Source organism: Synechococcus sp. R5-15, from assembly GCF_047462035.1.
In the GTDB taxonomy this organism is placed as follows: Bacteria; Cyanobacteriota; Cyanobacteriia; order Thermostichales; family Thermostichaceae; genus Thermostichus.
In genome coordinates, this window is sequence record NZ_JANSIK010000113.1 from 1 (window position 1) to 4,736 (window position 4,736).

The 4,736-nt window shown below is 54.8% G+C and carries 4 protein-coding genes; all 4 read right to left on the reverse strand.

The features are described from left to right. Positions 1 to 65 precede the first annotated feature (65 nt). Positions 66 to 716, reverse strand: coding sequence for a Rho termination factor (locus NW839_RS10215; protein ID WP_414342382.1), 651 nt, complete (start codon positions 714 to 716; stop codon positions 66 to 68). Further along, complete coding sequence (locus NW839_RS10220; RefSeq protein WP_414380628.1) at positions 709 to 2,034, reverse strand: AAA family ATPase; 1,326 nt, start codon at positions 2,032 to 2,034, stop codon at positions 709 to 711. Before NW839_RS10220 ends, NW839_RS10215 begins: the two co-directional genes overlap by 8 nt. A gap of 85 nt (positions 2,035 to 2,119) precedes the next feature. After that, the gene (locus tag NW839_RS10225; protein WP_414350703.1) at positions 2,120 to 4,327 is read right to left on the reverse strand and encodes a phosphoketolase; all 2,208 of its coding nucleotides are present in this window, start codon (positions 4,325 to 4,327) and stop codon (positions 2,120 to 2,122) included. Positions 4,328 to 4,399: 72 nt separating this feature from the next. Continuing rightward, a partial coding sequence (locus NW839_RS10230) for a zinc ribbon domain-containing protein (protein ID WP_414380630.1) occupies positions 4,400 to 4,736 on the reverse strand: 337 nt, incomplete at its 5' end.

Genomic DNA, 4,736 nt, shown 5'->3' on the forward strand with positions numbered 1-4,736 from the left:
AGCAGAGCAGGCTCAGGGCTACTGAAAGCCCGCTCCGTACCGCTTAGCGGTCGGAGCCGGGTAGTTTACCTCTCTCCCTCTGTTTTTTTCCGCGAGCGAGTTGAGGTCGCTTTCTTCGCGCCAGCGGATGCCGCAGATCTCTTGGATGATTTCTTCAGAGTAGGGGGCAACGCTGTAGGAGTTACGAAAAATACTTCCGATAGGGCATCCAGTTTTTTGCCTCGCGTAATTTTGCACCCAAGCTTGGTTATGGGGGTTAAGTCCTGCCACCAACTTCTATCCGCCTCTGCAATCCGGGCAGCTGCAATGGTTACATCGACTCCCTTGAGGGGACTGCTGGGTCGCTCGGCTAGGTATCTTAGCGCAGCCAAGATAGTCTCTCTCGATGTATTGGTCAAATTTACCTTCGGAACAATTTCTTTGGCGAGAATCTGGGCCTGCTTAACCTGCTCTGGATCAGGATCGACAACGATACACCATAGCCTTTCCAGTCCCGCTTCTTGAGCAACTGCATAGACAAAATGGTTACCAATGGCCTTGTACTGATAGTCGCCAGCCTCGACCACCAGCAGAGGAACCCAGTTGTGTCCTCCTGTCGCCCTTAGCTGATCTGCGGCTGCGGCAACAAGGAAGGAGGGAGCAGAAAACCCATCGGCGGGCGTAATGCTCTCAAGGGGTAAGTTAACCAACCTACCTAGATCTGAAAACTCACTCATCGATAAAGTACTCACGGGCAAGACTCTGGTAGTATTCTAAAACTCTCCTGTCCCTAAAGACGGCAGGAGTTCGATCAAAGCTTGCAGAGGATATCACTGCATAGTCAGGTATCCTAAAAATGCTTTTGTTTTCATTACCTTTCTTAAAATGCGGCCAGAAATATGGACGTAGATCTACACTTTTCTCCTGGTCGATAAGCTTACCTATCTCTTCGTTAGCTAGTTGAATAGTGTATTCACTTCCCGAAGAAACGCCGTTGAAAAAGATAGGCAAAGTCCTGGGGCCGCCATCCTGTCGTGACTTAGCAGTTTCTGGAACAAAGCTGGTGATTACTCTAGCAGCATTATTCAGGGAAGACAGATCGTCGGGGCGGGTAGGTATCAAAATAACATCGGCAGCAAAAACACCACTTTGGCTGAAGTAAAGCCATTGAGTTGGGCAGTCGATTAGGATGTAATCATACTCATTGCGAAGAGGGGCAATCAGATCTCGAAGGCGTCGGGTTCCCTTTTGGATATATGCTAGCGACTGGCTGTCGGTCAACGTCTCCAGCTCAGGGTCTCTTGGGATAATGTCGAAGATGGGAAGGGTAGTCTGCTTGCCTTTGAGTCTATATTTGAGTCTATATGTTTGGACAATGGCATGGATGTCTATTTTGGGATCCTTTAAACATTGCGTCAGTGTAATTTTTCCAGGAGTGGCTCCCAAACTTCTTGTCAGATCACCCTGAGAATCAAAGTCAACAACTAAGACCTTTTTTCTCTTGGTTGCTAGTGTTGTGGTTGCTAGTGTTGCCGCAAGGTTAATGATCGTCGTTGTTTTGCCTACGCCCCCTTTATTGTTATACACGCATACAGTCAGAGCGCGCTCATAGTTTTCTATCTTGTCTCGCAAGTTACGCACTATGCTCTCAATGTTATCTGAGCTAATATCAAGGTTTGCTGTAGCGGGGTGAACGACTTTTCCGTGCTTCCTCCAAAGCTGGATGTTATTTGCATTGGTGATAATTCCCCATTTTGCAGATTTGCAGTTCTTGGCAAGCAAGTAACTTTCTATCTGACAAACTGCATCTCTATAGCAAGATCCTTCTCTGAGATTAACTGCTCTAGATTTTGCCTCCAAAAGCAAGTAGGGATTCTTCGGGGAGCTAAAGAAAATATCTTCAGGATCTCCGTTCTTTCTTGCTGCGAGATCGACCTGGCCGCAACCTGTCTCGAATTCATATCTAATTTCCGACTCGTCAAAGCCAAGCGCCTGCAGGAGAGGAAAAGCAAAGTGTTGGACAACAACTCGCTCTACCCTCTCGGTGGGAGACATCCTCTCAAGCTTCTCTCGGAGAGAGCTAGCCGCAGTCATAGGAAAAAATAAGGTGGACAATGCTAACCAAGCTAAAAGCTCGCCCTCAGCATAGCAGTTGCTTGGCTCGTTCTGCTAGTGCTTGGGCTGTCAGGCCGTTGTAGTCCATCAATTCGGCGGGGGTGGCGGTGGTTTCGCCGCGTTTCCAAGCGAAGAAATCCCGCGGGCCGGCATAGCGCAACATCAAGGGTTCGAGCATCAGGCTAGATCCGCCTGTTACGCCGATGAGGGCCTCGCCGGCAAACCAAGCGGCAAATTCTTGGTCGGACATGAATTCCCCATCTGGCTGAGCACAGGTGGACCAGGCCACGTCGCCGGGGCGATACAGACGGCGGGGGTTAATCACCGAGACGATTTTGCAGCCGATCCCTTGGGCTTGGAGCTGTTCAGCCGCCTCGAACACGGGCAGGAGAATCATATCCCCCACCACGGCAAAGACCACGGTGCGGGATCCGGGAAACTCCTGAAGGACGGTGCAGCCCTGCTCTACTGCTTGGCGAGCTTGTTCGAGGGTGGTGCGGATGGGTAGGGGAGTTTTGCTGGCGATGATAGGGATCCCTTTGTTGTGGGTGGATAAGGCCCATTCGTAGGCAGCTTGGGCACAGTTGGCATCGGGCGGGAAGAGGGGGAAGACGTTGCCGTTGCGCATCATGGCCGCCAGGTAGGCTTCAATTTCCGGGCGTTGGTGGGTCCAGCCGTTGCGCCCCTGTTCCAAAGCGCCGGCAGTGAAGAGGGCAATGGCCGAGGGGGTGGGCCGGCGCAGCTCCGCCATGGCTTGGGTTACCGTCTGCCAGATGGGTAGGCCGTTGACGGCAAAGGACTCGTAGGAGCACCACAGGGAGCGCCCGCCGAAGAGCGCCAGGCCCGCCGTCAGTCCTGCGCAGGCATCTTCGCTCAGGGGCTCATAGACTTGTCCTTGGGGCTGTTGGTTGTAGAGGGGATCCACCGTGGGGTGAATCACCTTGAGACCTTGGTTCACATTGGCAATGCCGGAAGCTTCGTTGCCGTCGGCATTGGCCACCAAAAAGTCGGGATCCTTCTGCCCCACCTGCACCACCAGGGATCCGATGGCCGTGGTGGAAACCTGCTTGTCCCCTAGGGGAAACTCCGTTAGGTTTAGGGATCCCAAAGGCGGCAAAGGCCGAACGAACTCTGTAACCGCCACCTTGGCGGCTGGCCCCCCGGCTGCCCGTTGGCAGTTTTGTCGCACCAGGGCCCAAGCTGCCGGATGTAAGGCCCGCGCCCGCAGAGCCGCCACAATGTCCGGGTGATCCAGAGTGTGGTGGCCGTAGAGGTTGTGGGACTTGGATCCCTTGGCATGTACCCCAGCCCCCTTCAGTTGCTTGAGGATGAAAACCGTTAATTGTCCGCTCAGGGCTGATTGGATGGCTCGCTCCATTTCGATCAGCACCCTTTGGGCAAAGGCAAGGCGGGCTTCTAGGGAAAACTGAGTGCTGTCGACGTAAGGGCCAGGCTGTTGGGCATCGTCAAAGTCCTTGGCATCCACCAACACCACTTCCTCAAAGCCGTTGCCCCGCCAATACTCGGCCATCTGGGCGTTGCTGGCGGTGGAGATCATGCTGTGGTGCTCTTGGCTGTAGCCGTTCCAGACCAGCACCGGCAGGAAGTTGGTGCGCTGCGGGAAAGCCGTGTGGAAGTGAATCATGGAGCTCATCACATAGGGCTCTCCCAGGCCGCCATCCCCAATCGTGACCGGGAAGAGGCGATCCGGGTAGAGTAATGCCCCCGCCATGGCAAAGTGCTGCCCCTGCCCCAGCGGCCCAGCCGGTGCCAGCAGCCCGGGAATGTAGCCGGATAGGTGACCCAACAGCCCTTCCCGTTCTCGAAAACGGGCCCGCAGGTCGGAGACGGTGTGGATGCCCATCTCGGCCAGGGATCCATCCAAGAACATGGCCGCGTAAAAGCCCGGCGCGTGGTGTCCAACTTCGGTGGGGATGTTCTTCTGGCCCAGGTACACCAGAGCGGCATAGGCTTCTGCTTGGCTGGCAAATCCCCCTGGGTGGCCTGAGGCTTTGCTGGCGGTCATTTGCAGGGTGAGGTAGCGCAAGGCATCGGCATAGAGCAAGGTTTGGTAGGCGGCCATGCGACTGCCGGGATCCCTCAGTTTCCCGGTGCCGGCATCCACTGCAGGGGCCTGGCCCAGGCGGTCAAATTCCGGCCAGGGATCCCCGAAGTACTGGATCCCTTCGCAAAAGGCGGGGACTTGGGCAGTTGCCTCCTGAGCCAGTGTCATCGGTTCAGCCTCACGCTTGTTGGGTTATTCACACTCACTGTAAACCCGATAACGCTTTTTGGATGTTGTAAACTACCCAACCCTGACTGCTTCGCAGTACAGGGCGGGCTTTCGGTAGCCCTGCAGTTGGCAAGCCAACCACGAGCCTCTAGGCTGGTTTACGACAGCCCCCAAAAGCGCAATCACATTCGCACCATTCAAATCCGCATCTCCTTCCCATCCACAGTGCCCACACTTGAACGACTTGCCATTGCGATAAGATTGTGCAGGATCTGGATGGATGTGCAAACACCGGTGGCAGGTCTGCGACGTGTAGGCAGGCGGTACCAGAATCAAAGCAACCCCTGCACGCAGAGCCTTGTATTCCAGAAACTGCCTCAGCTGGTAGAACGCCCAACTGTTGGCCCTG